The organism is Halofilum ochraceum (assembly GCF_001614315.2).
Lineage (GTDB): Bacteria > Pseudomonadota > Gammaproteobacteria > XJ16 > Halofilaceae > Halofilum > Halofilum ochraceum.
In genome coordinates this window covers 52002-74885 of record NZ_LVEG02000002.1, presented here as the reverse complement: position 1 = coordinate 74885, position 22884 = coordinate 52002, and the positions used below count along the sequence as shown (strand labels likewise).

Below are 22884 nucleotides of genomic sequence, written 5' to 3'. Positions count from 1 at the left end.
AGGGGCGGTTTACCCACCGGGCCCCGGAACGGCGGGCGACGGCCCATCGCCCACCGCCCGATCCGGTCGGTCGAGGGGGTTACTTGGCGGCTTTCTGGATTTTCTCGGCCAGTTCCTGGTCGTTCTGCGCGGCCCGCGCGATGGTGTTGAACTCCTGCACATCGAGGCCGGCATCCTCTACCGCGGAGACCATCTTCTGCTGGGCTTCCTGTTTCAGGGTGCTCGCCTTCTCCTGATCCGCCTGCTGGATCTTCGAGGCGTACTCCTGCTGCAGCTGCTGCACTTCCGCGCGGGCGTCCGCGAAGGACTCGATCTGGCTCTGGTCAAAGTCTCCGCCGCTGCTGGCGTTGCCATCCTGGGCCTGAATGCCCGGCGCGATGGCGATAAGCGCTGCGAAAAGGCCGAATGTCAGGGTCTTGCGGTTCATGATCGTCATTGTCGAATCTCCTGGGGTCGCGATGTTCCGGCTCGCTGAGCGATGGCCAGGCCCGCGGACGGTGTACCAGCCGATACAGCGATACACGCGACACTGCAGGAGACAGGATTGCCATGAATTTTCATCCGGATTACGGGATCGTAACCGTCCCGGCGGGCAGGATCGGACGACTCGCCGCAACCGCCCCGCCGGCGACTCTCCTATACTGGTAGCAGGAACATTCCGGGAAACGCTCATGTGGTCGCGCCTGGTGACAACGCGCGCAGCGCTGCTCGCGGCATTCCTGTTGATCGCGGCCCCGGCGGCGGCTGCCGCCGAGCGCGAACTGGCCGCGGCGGTCGACGAATTCGTAGAGGTCGAGGTCGCAACGGTCGGCATGGCGACGCCCCACGGCGTGCCCGTCGTACTCCTGCGGGAACCCGGCGGCGGCGAGATGATCCCGATTTTCATCGGCCACGATACCGCCCGCGCCATTATTCTCGCGCTGCGCGACGCGCAGCTCCCGCGTCCCATGACGCACGATCTCCTCGGCGACGTCATCGGATCCCTCGATGCGCGTCTGACCCGCATGTACGTGGATGACATCGCCGGCAACACCTTCCTCGGGATGCTCGAGCTGGAGGCCGCCGGGCGCGAGGAGCCGATCCGAGTCGATACGCGTCCCAGCGACGGCATCGCGCTCGCCCTGCGCACGGGGGCCAGCATCCATGTCGCCCCGGAGGTTCTCGAAGAGGCGCGGCTGATCAATTACCGCGGCCTGGACGAATCGGAACAGATCGTGAGCGCGGTCGGTATCACCGTCATGGCGCCGACGGCCGAACTGCGCGAAGCGCTGGGCCTGCCCGATCGCGAAGGCGTGGTCGTCACCGAAGCGGTCGGGACCGCCCGGGGGGCCGGCCTCGAACCCGGTGCGCTGGTACTGGCCGTCAATGGCGAAACACCCGACTCGCCGATGGGGTTCCTGCAGCTGGTCCAGAAGACGCCTGAAAGCGAGCGCGTGCGCATCCGTTACTGGCTGGACGGGACGACCCGGGAAGTGCGACTGCACACGGACGTGCCCGACCGGCCCGGGCAGAACCTGTAACGCCGTGCGGCCCACGCCTGCGGCCACGCCCACCGTCCGCTGGTGTCTCGCCGGGCTGGCGGCCGTACTGACCGCGGGCTGCACGAATACCGTCGTGCCGCCACCCGAGCCGGAACGACCAGTGGCCGCATTCCTGCTCGACGACGGTCGCCACGCGAGCCTGGTGGTGGCGCGCGGCGATGGGATGACCCGCTATGCCTGGGGCGACTGGGACTACTACGCGCTCAATCGGACGGGCCCCTTCCGGGCCTCCGGTACGCTGTTCGGGACCCACCTGGCCGGGCTGGGTCGCAGGCGGCTGCCGGGCCCGACTGAGGAGGCGCGGGTGCGCGAGCAGGTCGCGGTCCCGATCGAGGCCCTGTGGCGGATCGACGTCCCGGCCGAACGCGCCAGCCGGCTGCACGACCGCATCGACCAGCGTTTCCTGGACGCGCGCGGGACACTGACCGCCAACCCGCTGTACGACCTCGAGTTCGTCCACGATCCGAGGCCCTACAACGCGACCCGCAATTCCAACCATCGAGTCGGTGACTGGTTACGCGAAATGGGTTGCGAGGTCCATATGGCGGGGCCGTTCTCGAACTGGCGGGTGATGTCGCCCGCCGATCCGTGAACGCGGCGTGCCGAGCACTCAAACCCGGGAGTCAGTGACGGCCACCGCTTGCGCGGCGGCCTCCGAGCCACCCCTTGCGGCGGAACCAGAGCAACAGGATCCCACCGATCGCCACCATGCTCAGCAGCGCCGCCGGGTAGCCGTAGCGCCAGCCGAGTTCCGGCATATTCCACGGACCGGCCGCGGGATCGAAATTCATGCCGTAGATCCCCGCGATGAAGGTCAACGGGATAAAGACGGTCGCGATCATCGTGAGGACCTTCATGACCTCGTTCATGCGATTGCTGACACTCGAAAGCTGCACATCGACGAGACCGGACGCGACCTCGCGGTAGGTCTCGATCATGTCCATCAACTGGATCGTGTGGTCGTAACAGTCACGCAGGAAGATGCGGGTCTCATCGGCGACGAGCGGCGACTCCTCGCGCACCAGGGTATTCAGCATCTCGCGCTGCGGCCAGATCGTGCGCCGGGCGGTCAACAGATCGCGCTTGAGATCGTGGATATGCGCGATGTGGCCGGACTCCGGGCGTCCAACGACTTCCTGCTCCAGTTCCTCGACGCGCTCGCCGTAGGCCTCCAGAAGGGGAAAGAACGAATCGATGGAGGCATCGAGCAGGGCATACGCGAGATAATCGGCCCCACGCGAACGGATCCGCCCGGATGCCTTCGCGATCCGCGTGCGGACCGGCTCGAACACATCACCCGGACGCTCCTGAAAGGTAATGACGAATCCGTCACCGACAAAGAATGCCACCTGTTCGGTAACCAGCTGCCCCGCGTCATGCGGCAACGCCCCGTCCGTCGGGCCGGATGGCGCGGCCCCGGAAGGCGCCGCCGGAGCGTCCATCGGCATACGGGTCACGATGAACAGATGATGATCGTAGTCCTCGACCTTCGGTCGCTGACGGACATTGAGGGTGTCCTCAAGCGCCAGTGGATGGAGGTTGAAGCGCTCGCCGATCCTGCGGATCGTTTCCTGGTCGCCCAGGCCCGCGATATCGATCCAGTACACGGTGTGCCTGTCCGCCACGGCGGGCAGCGCATCGACCGACGCGACCCGCTGCCGGGTCATCCCCTCGGGGCCCCGGTCGGGGCCGTAAGTGATCACCCGGATCTCGGGCGCCGGTGCGTCCGGGTCGGCGATCAGCGTACCGGGCGCCGTCCCGGGCGGCGCGCGTCGTGAGCGACTCGCTCTGGATACCATCGGTCAAACTCCCTGCTGCCCGCGGCCATTCTTCCACGGGCATCGAAGACCGTACCAGTGGATTCCCTCGCGTGGCCCCGTTTCGGTAATGGGCCTGCTTGCCTGCTACGCTGGAGCCGTTCCCGCTCCCGGAGTTCGCGGGGATCGGGCGCCCGGTGCGCCTGCCATCACAGGCAGCCCGAATCGGCCACTGCTTACGCTGAAGGAGAGATCGCCATGCAACTGCTCCCATTTGCGCTCGCATTGCACGCACTGGCGGCGGTGTTATGGGTTGGCGGCATGGCCTTCGCGTACTGGTTCGTTCGCCCCGTCGCGGGACAGGCACTCGAAGCGCCGGGGCGACTGGCGCTGTGGTCCGGGATATTCGCACGCTTCTTCCCGGTCGTGTGGGTCAGCATCGCCGTACTGCTGGTGACCGGCTACTACATGGTCCTCGGTCCACTTGGCGGATTCGCCGCGGTCGGCCTGCATATCCACGCCATGCATGGGCTGGCGTTGCTGATGACGGCCATCTTCCTGCACCTGTTCTTCGCGCCCTGGCGGCGGTTCCGGCGCGCGGTCACCCGCATGGAATACGATCAGGCCGCCAGGGACCTGAACCGCATACGCTGGCTCGTCGCGACCAATCTGACGCTCGGCATCATCGTCGTCCTGATCGCCACCGGCGGCCGTTACTGGCCGTTCTGACCGCAACGCGCCAGGTACCGCTTGCCCGGATACGCACACCGGCGCGAACGCTCAGACAAAAGGCGTAACGGCCCCGGAATGCGTCAATACCAGCCGGTGCATCGCGCGCGTACAGGCGACATAGAGAAGATTGCGGTCCATCGGCGTCTGATAGTTCGTCGCATTCGCCTCGGGCACGATCACCTGGTCGAACTCCAGCCCCTTGGCCATGTGCGCGGTGCATACGATTACGCCGCGCGCGAACGAGCGACTTTCCTCCGTGAGCAGGTGGAGGCGATCGGCATGCCCCTGCAGCGCTTCATACGTCCGCCGCGCCTGCTTCTGCGTCTTGCAGATCACGCCCAGCGTATTGAAATCGGATCCGGTGAAGGCGGCCACCTCCGCACGAATCGCCTCGAGTTCTTTGGCACGGCTGCCGCAGGCGAGCACCCGCGGTTCCTCGCCATGCCGCTCGATTGGTTCCAGGTCCGGATTCGGGCTGATCCGCTGCGCGAACTGCATGATCTCGTAACTGGAACGGTAGCTCTTGTTGAGCGTCACCCGGGCCGACGTCCGGAAGGCGCGACCGATGTCCTCGGAGGTCGAGGCGTTGCAGGGATTCACTGACTGGTTGGCATCGCCGAGAATGGTCTTGCGGCAGTTGAAGAGCTTATCGATCACCGCATACTGCACCGGCGTGTAGTCCTGCATCTCATCGATCAGGAGGTGTTTCACTTTGCGGTATGGCGAGCGTATACCTTCCAGCTTCATCTTGAGATAAATGAGCGGGAACACATCCGCGTACTCGAGTTTACTGTTCTTGACCGTGCGGAACAGATCCGGTTCCCCGATCCACGTGTAGAACCCCTTATAGGTCTCGCGCAGCGTGGAACGCTGAAACATTTTTTCGACCGCCGCCTTCAGGTTTTTACGGTCATCGGGCATCAGATCGTAGTTGTACTGGTTACCGACCTTCTGCTCGACTTCGCGAACGACCTGGCGGATCCGTTCATTGCCGGGCATGGAACGGTGCTTGCGGAATATCTCGTCGAGCAGCCACGCCGGGACCAGACGCCGCGAGACCCATACATCCTCGGCCTGGAACTGCGTGCGCTCGACATGCGCGGCATAGCGATCGAGCTGTTTCAGGAAATCGGGTGACGCCTTGTACTCAAGGCGCCGTTTCATCGCCTCGTCGTCTTTCTCCAGCAGGGCGGCCGTCTGTTCGAAGAACGTCTGGAAACGGTACTGCCCGTCCAGCAGCTCATCCGCGACCGCCTCCATGCTGGTCTCGTTGACCGTTTCCTCACCGAGTTCCGGCAACACATTGGAGATGTAATCCGCAAACACCCGGTTCGGCGAGATGATGAGGATATCGTCCGAGGTCAACGTATCCTTGAAGCGATAAAGCAGGAATGCGATCCGGTGCAGCGCGATCGATGTCTTTCCGGAGCCGGCCACGCCCTGGATGATCAGTTCCTGCGCCTCGTCGTCGCGCACGATCCGGTTCTGGTCGCGCTGGATGGTCGCGACGATGTTCTTCATGCCCTCATCGGACGAACGGCTGAGTTCTTCCTGAAGCACGTCGTCCACGACATGGACGGCGCTGTCGATCATCAGCTGTATTTCATCGCCGCTGATCCGGAACTGGCGCTTCAGCTCGATCGTGCAGTCCACTTCCCCCTCCGGGGAATCATAACGGGCAGGACCGGTTTCGTAGTCATAGAACAGGGTGGCAATCGGGGCGCGCCAGTCGTACACGACGTTCTCGCGGGCCGCGTCATCGAAGAAGTGATGGATGCCGATATAGACGGGCGCGCCGCCATCGTCGTTTTGATGGGCCACATCAAAGCGACCGAAATACGGCGAGCGCTGGAGCTTCTGGATCCGTTTTTTCTTCTCCAGCAGGAAGTCGCCGCTGCGCACCGACTGTTCGATCGATTCGCGCGAGGCGATCTTCTCGATGTGGTCCATCTCGTCGCGGTTTTCCGAGAGGTAGGTCTTCTGCTCCTCGATATCGCGCGCGTAGTCCCTGATCCGGGCCGCCGTGGCATCCAGCGCGCGCTGCAGTCGGTCGTGCACGTCCGCGAGGCGCTCACGCTCCTCGATCTCGACCGCGCTTCTCGGGGTCTCGGACAGGCTCATGACTCGGGGCTTTCCAGGGGGCGACATCAACAATCAGCCCGGCGCAGGCCGGGGCGAGGAGGCGCGACGATAGCAACAATACCGGCAATGCGGAACGGGGCGACACGGTTCTGGAACGAGAAACGGGAAGTGGAGGTGCGAATCCCGGCGCGATCCACGGAGCCCCGCGATCACGCAAAAAAACAGAGCGGCCCATTGGGCCGCTCAAGGATACTGCCCCGGCGATACCGGGCTGCGGGTGGTCATCCCGGCAGACTGACAGGGTTACCGGCAAGCACCCTCAGCCCGACTGACCATGAACAACCGGGACGCCAAGGAAACTAGAGCTTTCGCCCGTCTGCGGCATCCCCCGAATGGGTGAGAGCCGGCATGGCCGTCACTCTGACGGCCCCGCTGATGCCGGATGCGGTGACCGCATGCGCAAGTTTCCATGGCAATCCGGCCAGCAGACGGTCGAGATCCGCCTGGCGGTGCGTGCCCGTCTTGTGCAAGGCGCGTTTGAGATGGGTCCGCAATGTTTCGCGCCTAACGCCCCAGTCCCGGCTTGACGCGCGGTCGACACCCCGGCCAAGCGGCCACGTGTTTCCGCCACCAGCACCTCCTATTTCCGGGCCAGATACTTTTTCGGTATCGCTGCACCGATCGTGTACTTCGGATCCACGAAGTTGCCCAGTTTGGCGACACCGCACTGGCTCAGCATCATATACGCGTCCCACTTGTCGAACCCGTAATCTTCAACCAGCCAGTAGACCAGTTCTCGATACGCGATCCGGGTCGCGTCCTCAAGTGGTCGTGCGCTGCCGATCGTCATGATGGTGTTCTCGGTCTCGAGTCGGGGCCACTGGTTCTGCCACCCCTTAATGACGTCGAAACGCACGGTGGTCACCGAAGGATACTCAACGGCAACACCACACACTTCACCCTCACCCTGACACGCATGACAGTCGCCAATGAAGAAACGCCCTCCTGTAACCTTGACGGGAAGATAGGTCACGTTCCCCGGGCAGATATCGGGCATGTCCATATTGCCACCGTGCTGGTCAGGCGTGAGCGCGTTGATCGAATCAATCTCGGGCGAACAGCTGATCGTCCCCACATGCGGTTTGTAGGGAAGCGTTACCCGATCACTCCAGTACACATTGTCATCATCCAGGTTGATTTTTCGTACCACTTCGGGAAGCGGATCATTCAGGGTCGCCGTGTAGTTTGTACCGGTGAGACCGCCGAACTCCGGAATCATGCAGCAGGTTCCGCGTGGATTCTCCCCACGTGGTTCCATCGACTCGATGTAGATCGCCAGCGCATCACCCTTTTCCGCTCCCTCGACCATGATTGGGCCACACTGCGGATTGATGAACGGCATCTCCAGGATTTCGGAAGGCTTGTCATCCTCCTTCTGGATTCGCCCCTCAAAGCAGTCCGGCGTCCAGAACACGACTCGGTCGCCCGGCTGGACCGTCATTACCGGCTCCGAGTACGGGCCGATCGTGTAATGATACGTTCCCTGCCGCTCTGGCGTGAGCTCATGCGTGGTACCGATCTTCCCGGCGGCCAACCCTCGCTGGTCCATGATCGCCGGCGTTTCCCACTGAGGCTTCATTGCATTCTTTGACATAGCGAACTCTCCTGTACCTTATTCATGCACCGCCGCTTTTGGACGCAATCGGCGCTTTAGGGCCGCACCTGCACGGCTGACCGTCTCCCATGACAGTTCTTCACGCGCGACGACACCACCCGGGCGCCAGATGAGAACCGCGATCAGCGCTATCGCGAGTGCCAGCGTTGACAGTCCTCCGACGCCGCCCGGAAGCAGGTCGGCCACCATTTCACTGTTTTCGATCCAGCGCAGAGACTGATAGAAAAGCGTAATCAGGAACGCACCGAGGCAGGCACCCGATATCGTCGCCGGGCCGCCAATGACGAGCATCGAAAGGACCACGAATGTCTCTTCAAGGAAGAAGGCGCCGGGCATAAATGCGGTGATGTAATGGGCATAAAGCCCGCCGCCGAGCCCTGCGATAAAGGCGCTCACAATTAATGCGATCCAGCGCACGAACATGATCCTGATGCCAATTGTCTGGGCGGCAATCAAGTCCTCACGGGAAGCACGTAACTGCAATCCAATTCTGGACTCCTTGAACAGGTAGCCAACAATGAGAGCAAAAATCGCCCACAATGCTGCCGTGGCAGCATAGGTATGGCGGTCGACCCCGAAGAGTGTCTGGGGGCCGTTCGTCAGTGCACTCCAGTGCACCAGCACGACATGGATTACCACGAGCAGCGCAAAGCCGGCAATGACCGCGGGAAAATCCGAGAGGCGCATCATCGGAAAGCCGATAACGGCCGCCACCGCGGCTGCAACCAGGGCGCCGCAGAGGATCGCCGGAACGAACCCGATATGAATCACCTCGAGGAACGGATACAACTCGGGTAGGCTCATCAGTTTCTGCGTAGTATCCATGGAAAAGATCACGGACGCATAGGCACCGATCCCCATGAATCCAATATGCGGAAACCACAAGATGTTCGTATTGCCCATGAACACCTGCAGTCCGACCACCAGAACCACGTGTATGAACAGTTCGGTCACGAAACCGCTCAGAAGAGGAGAACCGATCGCGGTGGTCACGGCCAGAATCAATGCGATCCCAGCGACCAGCAAACCGATCGTTGAGCCGTGGGAGAGCGACGCGCGCAGATCCGGCATGAGCGATTCTCGACTCGAAGTGTTGATGTTTGTCATTTGCTCCGCACCAAACCTTCTGGACGGGCGATCAGGATCACGATCACCAGAGCGAATATGAAGGCCTGCCGATAGCCCGTGAGGGCTTCCGGCATGAACGTGTTGATGACCACCGTGATAATCCCGAGCGCATACCCGCCGACCACCGCACCAAGCAGGCTGTGCATGCCGCCGAGCACAGTCGCGACGAATGCGACGATCAACGGCTGGAGGCCGATATCCGGCGTCACGGATCCACCGCGTCCCAGCCAGAACAGCGCGACCACACCGGCCAGAAAGCCACTGATCGCGAACGCCGCACTGATTACCATGTTTGCCGGTATCCCGAGCATGCGCGTCATGCGGAAGTTATCGGCGGCGGCGCGCAGGGCAATCCCGAGGACCGTTCGATTCAGCAAAACGGTGAACAGCACCAGCATCAGGATGCTCACGGCGATCGCGATCAACTCACGCAGAGCGATCATGTTGCCGGCGATTTCCACCGTGGTGGTGAACATATCCGGCATCGGCACCACCCGCGACCGAGGTGAGATGAACAGTTGCGCGCCCGTCTGTAACAGCATGCTCACCGCGAACGATGTCACGAGCATTGCGGTGAGCGATTTGTCGCGCACGGGCCGGAATGCGATTCGCTCCGTCAGAACGCTGACCAGCATCGCCGCCATCACGGCGATCACGGCCATCACAAGCCACGGCATCGCCGTTTCCCGCATGAGGTAGAGGGCGTATCCCACCACCATCACGAGATCCCCATATGCGAAGTTGACCAGGCGCAGAATCCCGTACACCAGGACCAGGCCCAATGCCATCAAGGCATACAGGCTGCCGAGATTCAGTGCGCTGATCGCGAGGCCAATTACGTCACTCACCAGCGCTCTCCCGCTGTGTCGCTGTATCGCCGCCGAGGAACACGCTCCCCATGTCGACACTCTCACCCAACTCTTCGGGCGTCCCGCTTGCCGCAATCTCTCCCATGTGGAGCAGATATACGCGCTCGGCGATTTCGCAGGTTTTGCGGACATTCTGCTCGACGAGCAGTATCGTCGTGCCCTGCTCGTGCAGGGTGCGGATCAGGTCAAAGACCTCGTCAACCAGGGCTGGCGCCAGGCCCAGCGATGGCTCGTCGAGCATCAGCAGGCGCGGGTGCGACATCAGCGCACGCGCGATTGCCAGTTGCTGCTGCTCCCCGCCGGACATAGTTCCCGCGCGCTGATTCAACCGTTTCTTGATGATCGGGAATCGCTCGCAGATCGCCTCAAGGTCCTGCTGATACTCCTGCCGATCCCCCCGAACGAACGCCCCGAGGCGCAGATTCTGCTCGACGGTCAATGCCGGAAAGATGTCCCGATTCTCCGGAACCATCGCAACCCCGCGCCGCACCACACGCTCGGGCGATAACCCCAGGAGCGATTCACCCTCGAGCAGGATGTTGCCTGCCGATGGCCGCACGACGCCGGCCACGGTGGACATGGTCGTGGTCTTGCCGGCGCCATTGGCGCCTACCAGTGCGACCAGTTCACCGTTGCCGACCTCGAGATCAATGCCCGTCAGCGCCTGGATTGCGCCGTAGCGTGCATCAACACCCTTGAGTTCAAGCATCGTAGGCATATTCTGCCCCGCGTCCTAGATAGGCTTCGAGAACCGCCGGATCCCGTCGGATTTCGGCCGGCGTACCCTCAGCGATCGATTGGCCGTAGTTGAGCACATGGATACGATGGCACAGGCGCATGATCAGCGGCATGTCGTGGTCCACGATGAGCAGCCCAAGGTCCCGTTCCTGCGGCAACGCCGTCAGCCGTCTCAGGAGTTCCTCGCTCTCGTTCTCGTCCAGACCGGCTCCCGGTTCATCGAGCATGAGGAACTGCGGGTTCATCGCCAGCCCGCGGGCCACCTCGACAATTCGCTTATGGCCGTAAGGTAAGCTGTCGGCGGCAGCCCTGCGCCAGGTTTCGATATCAAAGTACTCGATCAACTCGTCGGCGCGTCGCTGTGCCTGGCGTCTCGACGCACCAACTCCCATACTCGCCACGACAATGTTTTGCTCAACCGACAGGGCCGGGAAGATTCGGGCGCCCTGGAACGTACGGGCGACACCGGCGCGCGCGATACGGTGGGGTGGTCGTCCCGAGATCACGGTATCGCCGACCCGGACGACACCTGTGGTGGGTTGAAGCACGCCCGAGATGGTATTGATCAACGTGCTCTTCCCGGAACCATTAGGCCCGATGAGCCCGAGCACCTCTCCGCGCCGAAGCTGGATGCTCACTGTATCCAGCGCAGTCAGTTCATGAAATTTCTTGGTCACGCCCTGGACTACAAGTCCAGAACCCGAATCTTCCGCTCCGCTGAATCTGGCCATTTCGGGGACCGGCTCGCTGTTGTTCAAAGGATCGAACCAAGGCCGGGGCGGCCGCGGTATGCGGCCGCCCCGGCAACCACCAGGACGTCTATTCCTGACGCTTCATCCATTCCTTGAGATACGGCGGCGTCGGCACATTGCTCGGCGTCCGCCAGCCGATGAAGGACGTCGTGGCATCCTGGAGTTCGACCATAGCAACCGACTTGAGCGGCTGGTGCCCCGTGTCGGCCGAGGTCCAGTCCATCGTGCCGGTCAGGAGTTCGAAGTCGTTCTCCTCAAGTGCCTTCGAGACGGCCTTGCCTTCGACGGTTCCGGCGATTTCTGCTGCCCGAGCCATCGACATGACGGTATCCCAACCCGTGGCGACGAACGACGTCTTCGGGCGCTCACCGTGTTTTTCCTCGTAGAGTTTGAGGAACTCATCCATGCCAGGGGCCGTGCCTTCCTTCATGTAACTGTGGGTGGCGAAGTAGACATCACTGCCGAACTGCGTGCCCAACGCATCCCACAAGCCCGGGTCATCATACGAGTCGCCGCCAACGATCGGCGCATCAATACCCGCCTGACGGATCGTACGAATAATCATGCTGAGATCGGGTTGATACGAGGAGATGAAGATGACATCGAGCTCTTCGCCCTCGAGCTGATCTTTCATCGTCGAGAGCTGGGCGGAGAAATCACCGGAGCCTTGGGTATACTCGGACTCATGGATGACATTGCCACCGAGATTCTCGAAATGCTCAATGAAGTACTTCGAGAGAGTGGTCGTGTAGTCGATGAACGTGTCGGTGACAACGTAGGCGTCATCCCAGTCACGCTCGCCGTGGGCATACTCGGCGGCGGCGGCACCCATGACGGTATTCCACATGGCCATGGTGTACTGCAGATCCCCGAGCGTGGCCGAACCGTGCTTCGGAGACGAGCCGCAGGTCGACATTCCCACGATGCCGTTATCCTGCGCGACCCGCTGCGCAGAGCCACCGAAATCGAAGTCACACGGTGCCACGATGAAGTCGGCACCGTCGCTGACCAATTGCACCGCGTTGTTACGCACGGTTGACGGATCGCTCTTACCGTCGAGATTGCGCCATTTCACCTCGCGCCCGAGTACGCCTCCCGTTTCGTTGAGATGCTCAACGGCGAGTTTCGCCCCTTCAAGAGTCGGGACATCGAGAGCCGCCTGGATACCGGTCGTACACAAACTGCCTCCAAAGTAGACCGGATCTTCCTCTGCCTGAACAAGCCCTGTCGTGACCAATCCGCCGGCAAGCAATCCGCCGGCAAGCAGACTGATCAGTCGGGTACGGTCACCGTTGTGACGCTGCCTGTTTCGTTTCATGGTTCTGTCCTCCCCCCGAATGGGTTGCTGGACTGTGACGTTGAGGTCCGCGCCGGAACGATCGCGTCATCGCCGGGTGTGGACCTGGATGGACTCTGTTCCTGATGGTCGTCTCTGCGCCGCTGCAGATGTGTCATACGTGTCCCCGCAGCGCTCTCCTCCTGGGCAAGGCTGATCGAGATCACGCGCGCGTCGCCCTCACCAACCGACACGTAGGCGTGGCGCATGGAGCTGTCAAAGTAGATGCTATCGCCCGGATTCAGTGCGACTGGGCCGTAGTGTTCGCTGTGAAATTCAACCCGCCCTTCGAGCACGAGCAGAAACTCCTCTCCCTCGTGCGTACTCCAGTCGACTTTGGGTGGCGGCTGCCGCGTTTTCACATCAATTACCAGCGGCAGCATGTGTCGGCCGACCATTTCGGTCGAGTGCACCTGATAGTCGTAGAACTCGGTAGGGAACCGATCGACCTGATCGGCAGTGGTGCGCACGAGGCGCCCGGTGGGCGGCGGGTTGGTGTCCGTGTCTTCCAGGAGATGATCGAACAGGACGCCCAGGCCGCGTGCGATCTTGAGCATGGTGTTGATGGTCCCGCTGACCTGTCCGTTCTCGACCTTGCTCAGCGTAGATACGGAAACTCCTGAGCGCTCACTCACCTGCTGCAGCGTCAGCCCGCGCTCCTGGCGGAGTGTTTTCACACGCGACCCCAGGTTGGAAAGCGGTTGGTCCATGGTGAATCCCTTTTGGACGCGGGCCTCGCGCTTTCGGCGTTTGCCGTAACGCGGGTTACTTTTCGAAATGTAGCAGAATTTTCTAAAACGAAAAATACCGCGATACTGGAGCTTCTGTCTACCGCGCTCCACACCAAGCTGGGCTATCCGACCTGCAGCGTCGAGAACCCCCTCTTTCACGGCCAGAACCTGCCGCCGTGATGTGCATCTGCCGCTGAAGGCCACTCCTGGCATCGGCTATCGCGGGAAGGCATAAGCTGAAGGAGAGATCACTATGAAACTGCTGCGCTTCGCGCTCGCCCTGGACGGATGGACCACCGTGGCATGGGTTAGCGGCATGGCCTTTGCGTAGTGGTTCTTGCGCCCGGTCGCCGGTCAGGTCCTCGAAGCACCCGCGCGGCTCCCGTTTGCTGTGGTTCCGACTGGCTTCGCCGCGACGCCGTCCTCCTTTTTCGGGACAGGGATGCGAGGCGCGGCACGGAATGAGGGAAAAAATAGAGCGGCCCGTTGGGCCGCTCAAGGATACTGCCCCGGTGGGACCGGGCTGCGGGTGGTCATCGCGGCAGACTGACAGGGTGACCCGGAAGCCCCCTCAGCCCGACTGACCATGAACAACCGGGACGCCCGGAACCGTAGGGCGTGCGCCCGTCCACGGCATCCCCAAAATGGGTGAGTGCCCGCGTGACCGTCACTCCGACGGCCCTGCCGATGCGGACGCTGTGACCGCATGCGCAAGCTTCCATGGCGAGCCGGCCAGCAAACGGACGAGATCCGCCTGGGGGTGCGTGCCCGTCTTGTGCAAGGCGCGTTTGAGATGGGTCCGCAGCGTCTCGCGCCTTACGCCCCACTCCCGGCTGAGCGCCGCCAGATCATGTCCGCGTGACAGCGCACAGGCGAGATGGGCTTCCGAGGCCGTCAGCCCGTACAGCATCACGAGCACCTCGTGATTGAGGACACCGGCATCGTTGAGGTTACTGATAAAGACCGCGGCGGTCGCGCGCGGCCACGGACCATGAAAAACCGATCGGTGCGGCGGTACCGGCGTGGCGACCACGAGCACTCGTGGCTGGCGGTCGCCGGGCGTCAGGGGCATGGCCTCGGGGACGGGCGGGCAGCTCGTGCCGGCCCTTGCATGCACCAATGCGAGCAGATCGCGCAGCCGGGCCCGATCTTCCGCCTGGACTGGCGCCAGGCGCCCCTCGGACTGGGTCAATCCACAACGGCACGCCAAGACGGACTCGGCCTTGGGATTGGCGTGCAGGACCTGTTGCTGCTCGTCGAGCAGCACCACGCCGACGCCAAGCGATTCCAGCGCTCCTTCGGCCGTCGCCTGCTGCTGATCCGCCAAATCGAGCAGATGGCCCATACGCGCGGCGCGCTGGATGTGCAGCACGAAACGCCGGATGTACGCGGCCTCGTGTTCAGAGAAGGTCCAGCGGCGCGATCGCGCTGGAGGCCGAACTTGATCGTGAACTCGTGGTCCCGCATGGCGAGACCACCACGGACATGATGGGTGTCCTGCGGTGCCAGATAGTCGGCGAAGAATTCCCTCCGACGCAGTCGCCGATGATCGACGAACGCTTCGCCGGGCACGATGAAGCCTGCGGGCTTGTCGCGGAGAAAGTGCAGATAGACGTCCCTGTGGACGAGGTACTCACCGTGCGCCTGCTGGAGGTCGGGATCGAGGTTGTAATGGACGTTGGAGCGGATCGGCGGACCGCGCTCATTGATCACGCGGAATATGCCCGATTTGGCATCGAGCGTGCGTGCCAACCCAGCCAGGAATATCCGCCAGTGCCCCAGTTCCGTCGCCGATTCGTACACTGACTCTACCAGGTCCGAAAAGGCATCGAGATCACCACTTCTGGATGATCGCATCGGCTGCATTCCTTACCGCCCTTCGGGCGGTCGGTCCCCCGCAAAGGGCCCGCACCGCAAATCCACGCGGCCTAGGGCCGTTTCGCGGAGTCCATGCGCAAAGCATGCCAGAAAATCCGCCGCACCTCCTCCAGACCGGCATGCCGGAGACCTTCACGGCAGCCGCGTCAACGATCACCCGTGCTGCAACGGCACGAAGGCGACCGGGAGCACGGCCTGGCGTTCCACGCGCCCGTCCGCGGACTTCGTGATCCGGAGCAGTTCCTGGCCCATGCGCCCACTGCCGACCGGGATCACCATGCACCCGCCGGGCGCAAGCTGCTCGACCAGCGCCGGCGGCACATCGGTGGACCCCGCGGTGACGATGATCCCGTCAAAAGGCGCGGCCTCGAGCCAGCCTTCGCGGCCATTGCCCGTGCGCAGATGGATGTTCGCGTAACCGAGCCACGTGAGCGTGGCCTCGGCCATGCGCGCGAGCTCGGGCAGGTATTCGATCGAGTAGACCTGGGCCACCAGTTGGGCGAGCACGGCGGCCTGGTAGCCACACCCCGTACCGACTTCGAGGATCCGGTCACCGGGCTCGGGATCGAGCAGGTCGGTCATCAGGGCGACTATGAACGGCTGCGAAATGGTCTGCCCGCCGCCGATGGGGAGGGGCCGATTATCGTACGCCCGATCCGCCAGATCATCGGGCACGAAGGCGTCGCGCGGGACGGCGCCGAGCGCTTCGAGGACGCGCGGATTCAGCCGGGTCCGGCCGGTTTGCCGGCCGGTCGCCCGGGTTTCCGCCACGATCGTTTCGATCATCTCGTCGCGGGCATCCACGGCAGGGACTCCGCTTCACGGCGCAAGGCGACCCGTTGGCAATGGGCCGCGCACGATCATCAGCCTCTGGCGGATATCATAGCGCGGCATCCCGGTCGCTGCAGACGGGTGGCGTTGCCGCCGGCTGACCGGAGCTGACCCGGATTTTCCCTAATTGCGAATGACTCGCATTCATAGTAGATTGAGCGCAGTTTCGACGCAGGGGACACTGCGATGTCCGGCGATGCCGTAGGCTGGATGACCGAACTCGATCCGCGGGCGCGCCGCCTCGTCGCCGCGTTCCGGAACGCGGCTTCCGCACTCCAGGAAGAACACGATTTCGGGGCCGCGGTGGAAGACGATCTGGCCCAACTGGTCGGATGGCGGCGATGCCGGACGGTGATCCCGCAGTTCCGCACGCTGATGGAGACGATCGGTCTGCACGCGCGGCGGGAGATCCGGTTCCATGTACCGTCGTGCCCCTGTCTGGGGGCGGACGAAGCCGCATTCATCCGCCTCCATGCCCGGGCCACGGCCGGTGCGCTCGCCGAAGCCGAGGCGATCGCGCACGACATGGTCGAACCGCACGCGGTCATGACGCTGTTGCATTACGCATCCCTGCTCGCCCCCCATTGCCCGGGCGCACCGTTGCGCGAGCAGACCGGCGGCAGCGAATCGGTTTCCGGCGATGGCATCGGGCCCGGAAAGCCGGCCGGCCGGCGCCTGCATTGATGGGCTGATCCGGGCATCGAGCACGCAGGGACCCGCGAGCGACCACAACGTGCCCTTCAGGGTGTCGTGTAGCCGTCCAGCACCTCGCCCGGTCGCCGGAATACTTCGAAATGGGCCGCTCCGGGCCACTCGATCAAGCGGGCCACGGGCAGGTTCCGCTCCAGCCAGCGGCCCATATCGACGGGCGCATTGGCATCACACGCCCCGTGCCAGATGAACGTCGGCGCCCGCACTTCCGTGACGTCGAAGAACCAGGGCGCGACAAGGGCGCGGACATCCCCGAACATGCCCGCCAGGCCCGCGCGCATGGCCTCCCTGAGGTTTCGCCGGTACGGGTCGACGACGTCGTTCGACTGGAGGATCTCGCGATCCGAATCCGAAGCCCCGCCCAGCAAAAGCTCGTAGCCGTCGCCTGACGCCGCGATCGCAGCTTCGAAAGTCTCCTCGAAAGCGGGCAAATCCGACTCGGCCAATTCCCATAACTGGCGGTAACCGTCGGCCATGCCCTCCTTTCCGACCCGATTGAACGGTGCCACGCTGCTGATCAGGCCCAGGCGCCGGACACGCTCCGGCTGGCGCGCGCCGCAGGCCATCGCATACGGACCGCCGCCGGAGAAACCGAGCACATCGAACCGCGACACGCCCAGGTTATCGAGGAGCGCCTCGATATCGCCGACCTCATCGCCCAGCGCGCGCTCCGGCAGCGGTGCCGTATCGCCATAGCCGGGCCGGTCCACTGCAATGATGCGGATGCCACGCGCCGCCGCGGCCCGCGCGAACAACGCGCCTTCGAGGCGCGATCCCGGCGTGCCGTGGCAGTAGACCAACGGCCAACCGCGCGGGTCACCGAACTCGCACCAGCCGACCCGGCGGCCATCGCAGCGGTAGATCAACTCATCGCTGCCTGCTGTGCTCATCTTCCGGGCATCCCTGGCTGTTCCCCTGCTTGCTGCACGTGCGCCATCGTTCGGATAGCGGCTATTCGACCCGAGGGGACGGATCGCGTCAAACCGCTCCCCGGAGAGGATGTCCGCAACCGCACCGAAACGGCGTCCCCGCGGCTGCAGCATCCACCCGTCCGCGCCAGCGGCAGCATTCGTGCACCGATTTGCCCGGGGATGCACCATAAAAAAGGCCGCGATCCCGGAGGATCGCGGCCCGCGTTCACGCTGTAGCGAATGTCTACTGCTGGGCAGGACGCCGCATGCCGATCGCGATGGACTGGAAGGTCTCGTCCGATCCTTCCTGGGTGTAGGTCGCGATCACGAACACCTCGCCATCCGGGCTGACGGCACCAAGTGCCACATCACCGGGTTGGTCGGCGATTTCAAGCTTGCAGTCGGTGGCCACACCGTAACCGACGGAAGCGCTCGTATCTTCGATCACATCCCGGCTCAGATTGCTATTGGTGCCGTCGAACGTGAGCACGGCTTCGCGGAAGCTGGCAGCAGGAATGCCAATGGTGCCTGCTGCACCGTCGACATCGACACTGAACGCCTCGTTCTCGACCGCGATCTGCTCCGGGGCCGCACCGGACATGACTGCGGTCAGCCAGACCGTGTTGTACGTTCCGTCGAGCGTAGCCTGGTCACAGGACTGTCCCTGCGGCAAGGCGATGAACAGCTCCTCGGCGAAAACACCGACATCCTCCGAACTGACCTGCAGCGCCATCATCCGGGCATCGGGGGCAACGAAACCGCGCGTGCGGTAGTCTTTACCGGACACATCCACCGAGCCGCCAATCCGACCGGTGCTCCCAAGATCGAAGCCATTCAGAGCCAATACACCGGCCAGCGAGAAACCGTTGAAATTCTGAACGGCGGTCGAATCGGTCGAAAGCGTTGTCCCGGGACCCACCTGGGAAAAGAACTTCCGCAGCGCACCACCCGCACCAAACCGATCCAGCGTGAGATCGCACGAACCGCCAATGCAGGCAAGATCGGCGTCACCCGTCAGGGTGTTCAGGAAGCCAACCTGGTCGGAGCCCAGATCGATATAACCGGTCAATTTTACGTAGTTGAACGTTTCGGTCACATCACCTGGTGCCCAGCTGGACGCACCAGTGAAAAGACCGAAAGACGCGCCATTGCCATTCAGTTCCGTGCGTGTCTCGGTCATGGCGAACAGATCACCGTCGCTGGATACGGCCCCGCGGATGCCTCCGTTCGCGGCCGTCAGACGGCCATCTTTGCCCACCGTCAGTGAGAAGCCCGCATCCTCCGGCAGGGTCTCGGTAGCCGTTGTCTGCGACTGCGTACTCGAAACACCGCCACCGCCATCGAACGACCAGCCGCGTTCGCTGCGGGACTCCTCGGATGTCTGCCCCGAACCATCGAGCCGCAGACTGCTGGTGATGTCCGCGCTCAGGGTCTGGTTGACCGCCGCGAAACCGGCGGTTTCGCCGAAGGCCTCGAGCAGGACGTCGAGCACGGCCAGATTCTTGGTGCCGATGAAGTTATCGGCAACCGCGTTCTCGCCCTCGACCGATGCGATGAGTTCGTCGGCGTCGTCACCCGCCTCCGCGTCCGCGTTCGTGGTGAAGTCCGCGTTGCTGGCCCCAGTGATCGTGGCTGGATTGGCCTCCAGCTCCTCCACGATGATGGCGATCAGGTTTGCCAGATCCACGGCCCGGAAATCGCTGAAGGCGGCACCGCCCTGCACGCGGGCCAGCACGCGGTTTACGATCATGGAACTGATCGGATTGACGCGAATGTCCTCGCCACCCGCTGGCGCGCGGACGGGGTCAGAGGCTGAACCGGCCTCGATGATGAGATCGCCGCCGGTACCGATATCGCTGTCGATCTCGAATTCGAAACGCCCGTCCGTCGTCGTGCTCGTGTCGAGCTGATCGACTTCGTTGCCGTCCTGGTCGATGCGGATCAGCCGGACCGCCGTACCGTCAGGCGCGTCGATCAGCCCACCCAGGGCGGCATGGACGTCCGCCACAAAGAAAGCCAGCAGGCGCTCGTCCCACGAACGCACATCGGCCGTTCCATCAACGAGTTCGACATTGCCGGAAAGCGTCGAGGTCGTGCTGGTTTCCGTCCCCGTTTCGGTGCCACTCCCGCCACCGCTGCCACCGCCGCCGCAGGCCACGAGGAGCACGCTGCCCCCGCCCGCGACAAGCGCCCTGATCTTCGATTGGAATCGTTTTTTCATCGCACTCTCTACCCTGTTATCGATCCATTATCCCGCCGGCGTCAGCGCCGACCTCTCCGAACCCTTGTCCGCGCAGTACCCCCGGATTCGGCGCGCGAGCTTCTTCTTGCATGTCCGTTATAAGCGATTGCCAATGTCCTCTCTTCGCCCATATGGGCTAAGGACGGGATATCAGTGGCGGATTCTGGAGCCGGGAATGCGGGTATTCGGGTAGCAGGCTCGAGTTCGAAGGGCCACGACATCAAGCGCGCACGCCAACGCCTAAGACCACTCACCCGTCAAACGTGGCTCAGGAAGTCTGACTGACAGACCGATTCCGGCGGATCGAATGCGGAGAACAGGGTGGCGACGACCAATCCCGATCTGATCGAAGCGCTCTATCCCGGGATCGGATATCCGGATGGCTGGTCGTTCGTCTGTCAGACACCAGGGAGAATCTGGTCAGACCCAGACAGCGCGTTGAGGAGTCGTGCAGGAAGTAGGCTGCGGCACGGGGGCCGCCGCCCCTCAGCTCGCGCGCAGCGGCGGCACCTGCTGGTGCAGGAACCAGCGTTCGGTGACGACCCGACGGGTGAACCAGTGCGAGCGCATCAGGGGTGGAGCCGCCTTGAGTTTGGCCCAGTCGGGCAGGACGATACCCGAGTCCTTCGCCTCGGACGCCCGCACACCAAAGCGTTCATTGATCCGCTGCACGTACGGGCTGAGATCGTCTTTCCCGTAATCCGCGACATCGGCGATGACCTCGGCCGCGATCAGCGCCGATTCGACCCCGGGCCGGATGCCTTCGCCGCTCTGGTCATATGCCAGACCGGCCGCATCGCCGATCAGCATCAGCCCATCGTCGATCAACGGGCGCTCGGCCCGACCGTAGAGAAGATAGGCGTGGCCCTTGAAGCGGCCGGGCATATCCGACGGCAGGCGGCCCTCGGCCTGCATCTCGTCAACGAATGCCTGCAGATGCTCTTTCAGGCGATGATTACCTTCGCGGCCGAGGCCGATATTGAGATAGTCGCCCTTGCGGAAGACCCAGGCGTAGCCCTTGAGGTCGCGGCAGAACCACAGCTCCGGGGTATCTTCCCGCACCTTGCAGTGCGCCGCCTGCTCGGCGTTCATCTCGAACTCGACTTCCTTGGCGGTGATCGCCGTCTCGTTCTTGCCGGGGCCCTCACCCAGGCGTGCGGCGATCGGGCAGAAGTGCCCGCCGGCGCCGACGACCAGCGGCGCGCGATATTCGCCGTTGACGCACCACAGGCCGTCCGCATCACGCTCCAGAGACTCGAACTTCACGCCCAGCGCCTTGTCCGCGCCCGTGCGCTGCAGCAGGTAGTTGTCGAACTGTCGGCGGAGGATGCCGTAACTGACGGGGCTGTCGCCGTGATGATTGTGGACCGCGCGCTGCCCCATCATCCCAATGCGGAAGTTGTGGATCGGCTGGAGTACGCAGTGCTTCGCGAAATCCTCGAGATCCACCTCGAGTTCGGACATGACCGCCGGCGTCACCCAGCCGGCGCAGGTCTTGTCGCGGGGGAACTCGGCCTTGTCCATCACCAGCGGCCGAAGCCCCCGGCGCTCCAGCGCCCAGGCCAGTGTCGACCCGGACGGTCCGCCGCCAACGATGATGACGTCGTGGGTCCGGCTCATGCCGCGGGCTCCTCCGGGTATGCCGGCGCTGTATGAAGGCGCTTGCGGTTGCGCGGGATGCCGTTGTTATCCGGGTGCGCGAGCACCATCTGGAACAACTGCAGCGTGCCGGCCCGGAAGGCCGCGATCGAGCCCGAGAGATACAGCCGCCAGGCGCGCGCGAAGTGTTCGTCGTACATCGCGCGGACCTGGTCGATGTTGTCCTCGTAGCGGGCCAGCCAGTCCGTCAGTGTCTCCGCGTAATGCAGGCGCAGGTTCTCGATGTCGAGCACGGACAGCGGCCCGGCCTCGGCGAGTCCGGTCAGTTGCGTGATGCTGGGCGGATACGCGCCCGGGAAGATGCGCTTCTCGATCCACGCGTTGATCCCCGCCGGCCGGTTGCGCCCGATCGTGTGAATCAGCGCGAGCCCGTCCGGGCGGAGGTGGTTGCGGATCAGCCGCGCCACCGTGGCGTAATTGTCCGTGCCGACATGCTCGAGCATGCCTACCGAGACGAAGGCGTCATACTCGCCGGAGATGTTGCGGTAATCGTCCAGCACGTACTCGATGCGATCATCGAGGCCCTCACGGGCCGCCTGCTCACGGGCATACTCCACCTGTTCCCGGGAGATGTTGAACGCGCGCACGCTGACCCCGTATTCGCGGGCCATGTACCGCGCCAGCCCGCCCCAGCCACAGCCAAGCTCCACGACCCGTTGGCCAGGCTGGAGTGCCAGCTTGCGGCACACGTGCTCGAGTTTCGCCTGTTGCGCCTGTTCGAGCGTCAGCTCGGGTTCTTCGTAATAGGCACAGGTGTACTGCATCGCCGCCCGGTCGAGCCACAGACGATAGAAGTCGTTGCCGAGGTCATAGTGGTGCTGGATGTTGCCCTTGGCCGCTCGCTCGCTGGCCGCCTTCGGGGTCGCGCGGCCGCGCCCCAGCCAGCGCGCGGATGCCGGCATGCGCGCCTGCTGTCGCTCGACGTGGGCCGTGACCTCGGTCAGGAATTCCGCGAGGTCACCGTCGACATCGATGCGCCCGGCGCTGTAGAGGTCGCCGAACGCGAGATTCGGATTGCTGAGCATGCCGTACAGGGCCTTGCGGTCACCGATACGCAGCGTGAACCGCGGCGTGCCACCGGCCGCCGGATGAACCCGTTCGCCGTTCCAGAGTTCGATCGCCACCGGCGGACTGCCGGCGAGGTTCAGCAACTGCACGGCCACCCAGCGCTCGGGCGCGCGGGGGCCGCTCATGGAACGGCGGTGCCCCGTGGGCAGGGAAAGGGGATTCGCCCGCTGCGCCGGCTCCGAGGCCGACTCCTGCTGGATAGACGTGTTGTCATCCATCGTATCGCCCCCAGATGGCATCCAT

21 protein-coding genes are annotated in these 22884 nt (G+C 63.6%); 5 read left to right on the top strand and 16 right to left on the bottom strand.

Going from position 1 to position 22884, the window contains the following annotated elements; translation table 11 throughout:
- Window positions 1-79 precede the first annotated feature (79 nt).
- Window positions 80-436, bottom strand: coding sequence for a DUF4168 domain-containing protein (locus tag A0W70_RS16945; RefSeq protein ID WP_067560660.1), 357 nt, complete (start codon window positions 434-436; stop codon window positions 80-82).
- 235 nt (window positions 437-671) lie between these two features.
- On the opposite strand from A0W70_RS16945, the gene A0W70_RS03670 reads away from it, so the two are divergent.
- Together A0W70_RS03670 and A0W70_RS03665 are read left to right on the top strand one after the other, a co-directional pair.
- The gene (locus A0W70_RS03670; protein ID WP_067560658.1) at window positions 672-1520 is read left to right on the top strand and encodes a bifunctional nuclease domain-containing protein; all 849 of its coding nucleotides are present in this window, start codon (window positions 672-674) and stop codon (window positions 1518-1520) included.
- A gap of 4 nt (window positions 1521-1524) precedes the next feature.
- Window positions 1525-2133, top strand: a complete 609-nt coding sequence (locus A0W70_RS03665) for a hypothetical protein (RefSeq protein ID WP_083330752.1) — start codon at window positions 1525-1527, stop codon at window positions 2131-2133.
- Between the two features lie 31 nt (window positions 2134-2164).
- Here the strand turns inward: A0W70_RS03665 and corA are convergent, their stop codons facing one another.
- A complete protein-coding gene (gene corA, locus A0W70_RS03660) occupies window positions 2165-3340 on the bottom strand; it encodes a magnesium/cobalt transporter CorA (protein ID WP_067560654.1) in 1176 nt (391 codons plus the stop codon).
- 216 nt (window positions 3341-3556) lie between these two features.
- Between corA and A0W70_RS03655 the strand changes: the two genes are divergently transcribed.
- Window positions 3557-4027, top strand: coding sequence for a CopD family protein (locus tag A0W70_RS03655; protein WP_067560651.1), 471 nt, complete (start codon window positions 3557-3559; stop codon window positions 4025-4027).
- A 51-nt stretch (window positions 4028-4078) separates the two neighbouring features.
- Here A0W70_RS03655 and A0W70_RS03650 read toward each other — a convergent pair whose 3' ends face one another.
- From A0W70_RS03650 to A0W70_RS03610, 9 genes are all read right to left on the bottom strand, one after another.
- Window positions 4079-6151 (bottom strand): HelD family protein, encoded by a 2073-nt coding sequence (locus A0W70_RS03650; protein ID WP_067560649.1) that lies wholly within the window; start codon window positions 6149-6151, stop codon window positions 4079-4081.
- Window positions 6152-6752: 601 nt separating this feature from the next.
- Entirely contained in the window at window positions 6753-7766 is a 1014-nt protein-coding gene (locus tag A0W70_RS03645; protein ID WP_217495380.1) for an acetamidase/formamidase family protein, read from the bottom strand.
- Between the two features lie 18 nt (window positions 7767-7784).
- On the bottom strand, window positions 7785-8858 hold the full coding sequence (locus tag A0W70_RS03640) for a branched-chain amino acid ABC transporter permease (RefSeq protein ID WP_067560646.1): 1074 nt from the start codon (window positions 8856-8858) through the stop codon (window positions 7785-7787).
- Window positions 8859-8890: 32 nt separating this feature from the next.
- A complete protein-coding gene (locus tag A0W70_RS03635) occupies window positions 8891-9763 on the bottom strand; it encodes a branched-chain amino acid ABC transporter permease (RefSeq protein WP_075109827.1) in 873 nt (290 codons plus the stop codon).
- Window positions 9756-10502 carry an ABC transporter ATP-binding protein gene (locus A0W70_RS03630; protein WP_217495379.1) on the bottom strand — a complete coding sequence of 249 codons (747 nt, stop codon included), beginning with the start codon at window positions 10500-10502 and terminating at the stop codon, window positions 9756-9758. Before A0W70_RS03630 ends, A0W70_RS03635 begins: the two co-directional genes overlap by 8 nt.
- The gene (locus tag A0W70_RS03625; protein ID WP_217495378.1) at window positions 10486-11199 is read right to left on the bottom strand and encodes an ABC transporter ATP-binding protein; all 714 of its coding nucleotides are present in this window, start codon (window positions 11197-11199) and stop codon (window positions 10486-10488) included. Before A0W70_RS03625 ends, A0W70_RS03630 begins: the two co-directional genes overlap by 17 nt.
- A 142-nt stretch (window positions 11200-11341) precedes the next feature.
- Window positions 11342-12592, bottom strand: a complete 1251-nt coding sequence (locus A0W70_RS03620) for an ABC transporter substrate-binding protein (protein WP_083330751.1) — start codon at window positions 12590-12592, stop codon at window positions 11342-11344.
- The gene (locus tag A0W70_RS03615) at window positions 12589-13320 is read right to left on the bottom strand and encodes a helix-turn-helix domain-containing protein (RefSeq protein WP_067560640.1); all 732 of its coding nucleotides are present in this window, start codon (window positions 13318-13320) and stop codon (window positions 12589-12591) included. Before A0W70_RS03615 ends, A0W70_RS03620 begins: the two co-directional genes overlap by 4 nt.
- Window positions 13321-14008: 688 nt before the next feature.
- Entirely contained in the window at window positions 14009-14713 is a 705-nt protein-coding gene (locus A0W70_RS03610; protein WP_067560638.1) for a helix-turn-helix transcriptional regulator, read from the bottom strand.
- Between the two features lie 173 nt (window positions 14714-14886).
- Between A0W70_RS03610 and A0W70_RS03605 the strand changes: the two genes are divergently transcribed.
- Entirely contained in the window at window positions 14887-15147 is a 261-nt protein-coding gene (locus A0W70_RS03605; RefSeq protein WP_139150692.1) for a hypothetical protein, read from the top strand.
- 225 nt (window positions 15148-15372) lie between these two features.
- Here the strand turns inward: A0W70_RS03605 and A0W70_RS03600 are convergent, their stop codons facing one another.
- Window positions 15373-16023 (bottom strand): protein-L-isoaspartate(D-aspartate) O-methyltransferase, encoded by a 651-nt coding sequence (locus A0W70_RS03600; RefSeq protein WP_245675803.1) that lies wholly within the window; start codon window positions 16021-16023, stop codon window positions 15373-15375.
- Window positions 16024-16236: 213 nt separating this feature from the next.
- On the opposite strand from A0W70_RS03600, the gene A0W70_RS03595 reads away from it, so the two are divergent.
- Window positions 16237-16734, top strand: coding sequence for a hypothetical protein (locus A0W70_RS03595; RefSeq protein ID WP_067560634.1), 498 nt, complete (start codon window positions 16237-16239; stop codon window positions 16732-16734).
- 56 nt (window positions 16735-16790) lie between these two features.
- On the opposite strand, the gene A0W70_RS03590 is transcribed toward A0W70_RS03595, so the two are convergent.
- The 4 genes from A0W70_RS03590 to A0W70_RS03575 form a co-directional block, all read right to left on the bottom strand.
- Entirely contained in the window at window positions 16791-17651 is an 861-nt protein-coding gene (locus A0W70_RS03590; RefSeq protein WP_067560632.1) for an alpha/beta fold hydrolase, read from the bottom strand.
- 265 nt (window positions 17652-17916) lie between these two features.
- Window positions 17917-19893 carry a hypothetical protein gene (locus tag A0W70_RS03585; protein WP_067560631.1) on the bottom strand — a complete coding sequence of 659 codons (1977 nt, stop codon included), beginning with the start codon at window positions 19891-19893 and terminating at the stop codon, window positions 17917-17919.
- 507 nt (window positions 19894-20400) lie between these two features.
- Window positions 20401-21534, bottom strand: coding sequence for an FAD-dependent monooxygenase (locus tag A0W70_RS03580; RefSeq protein ID WP_067560629.1), 1134 nt, complete (start codon window positions 21532-21534; stop codon window positions 20401-20403).
- Window positions 21531-22859: an SAM-dependent methyltransferase gene (locus A0W70_RS03575; RefSeq protein WP_067560627.1), complete on the bottom strand. Its 1329-nt coding sequence runs from the start codon at window positions 22857-22859 to the stop codon at window positions 21531-21533. The genes A0W70_RS03580 and A0W70_RS03575 overlap by 4 nt, the downstream gene beginning before the upstream one ends.
- Between the last annotated feature and the right edge of the window lie 25 nt (window positions 22860-22884).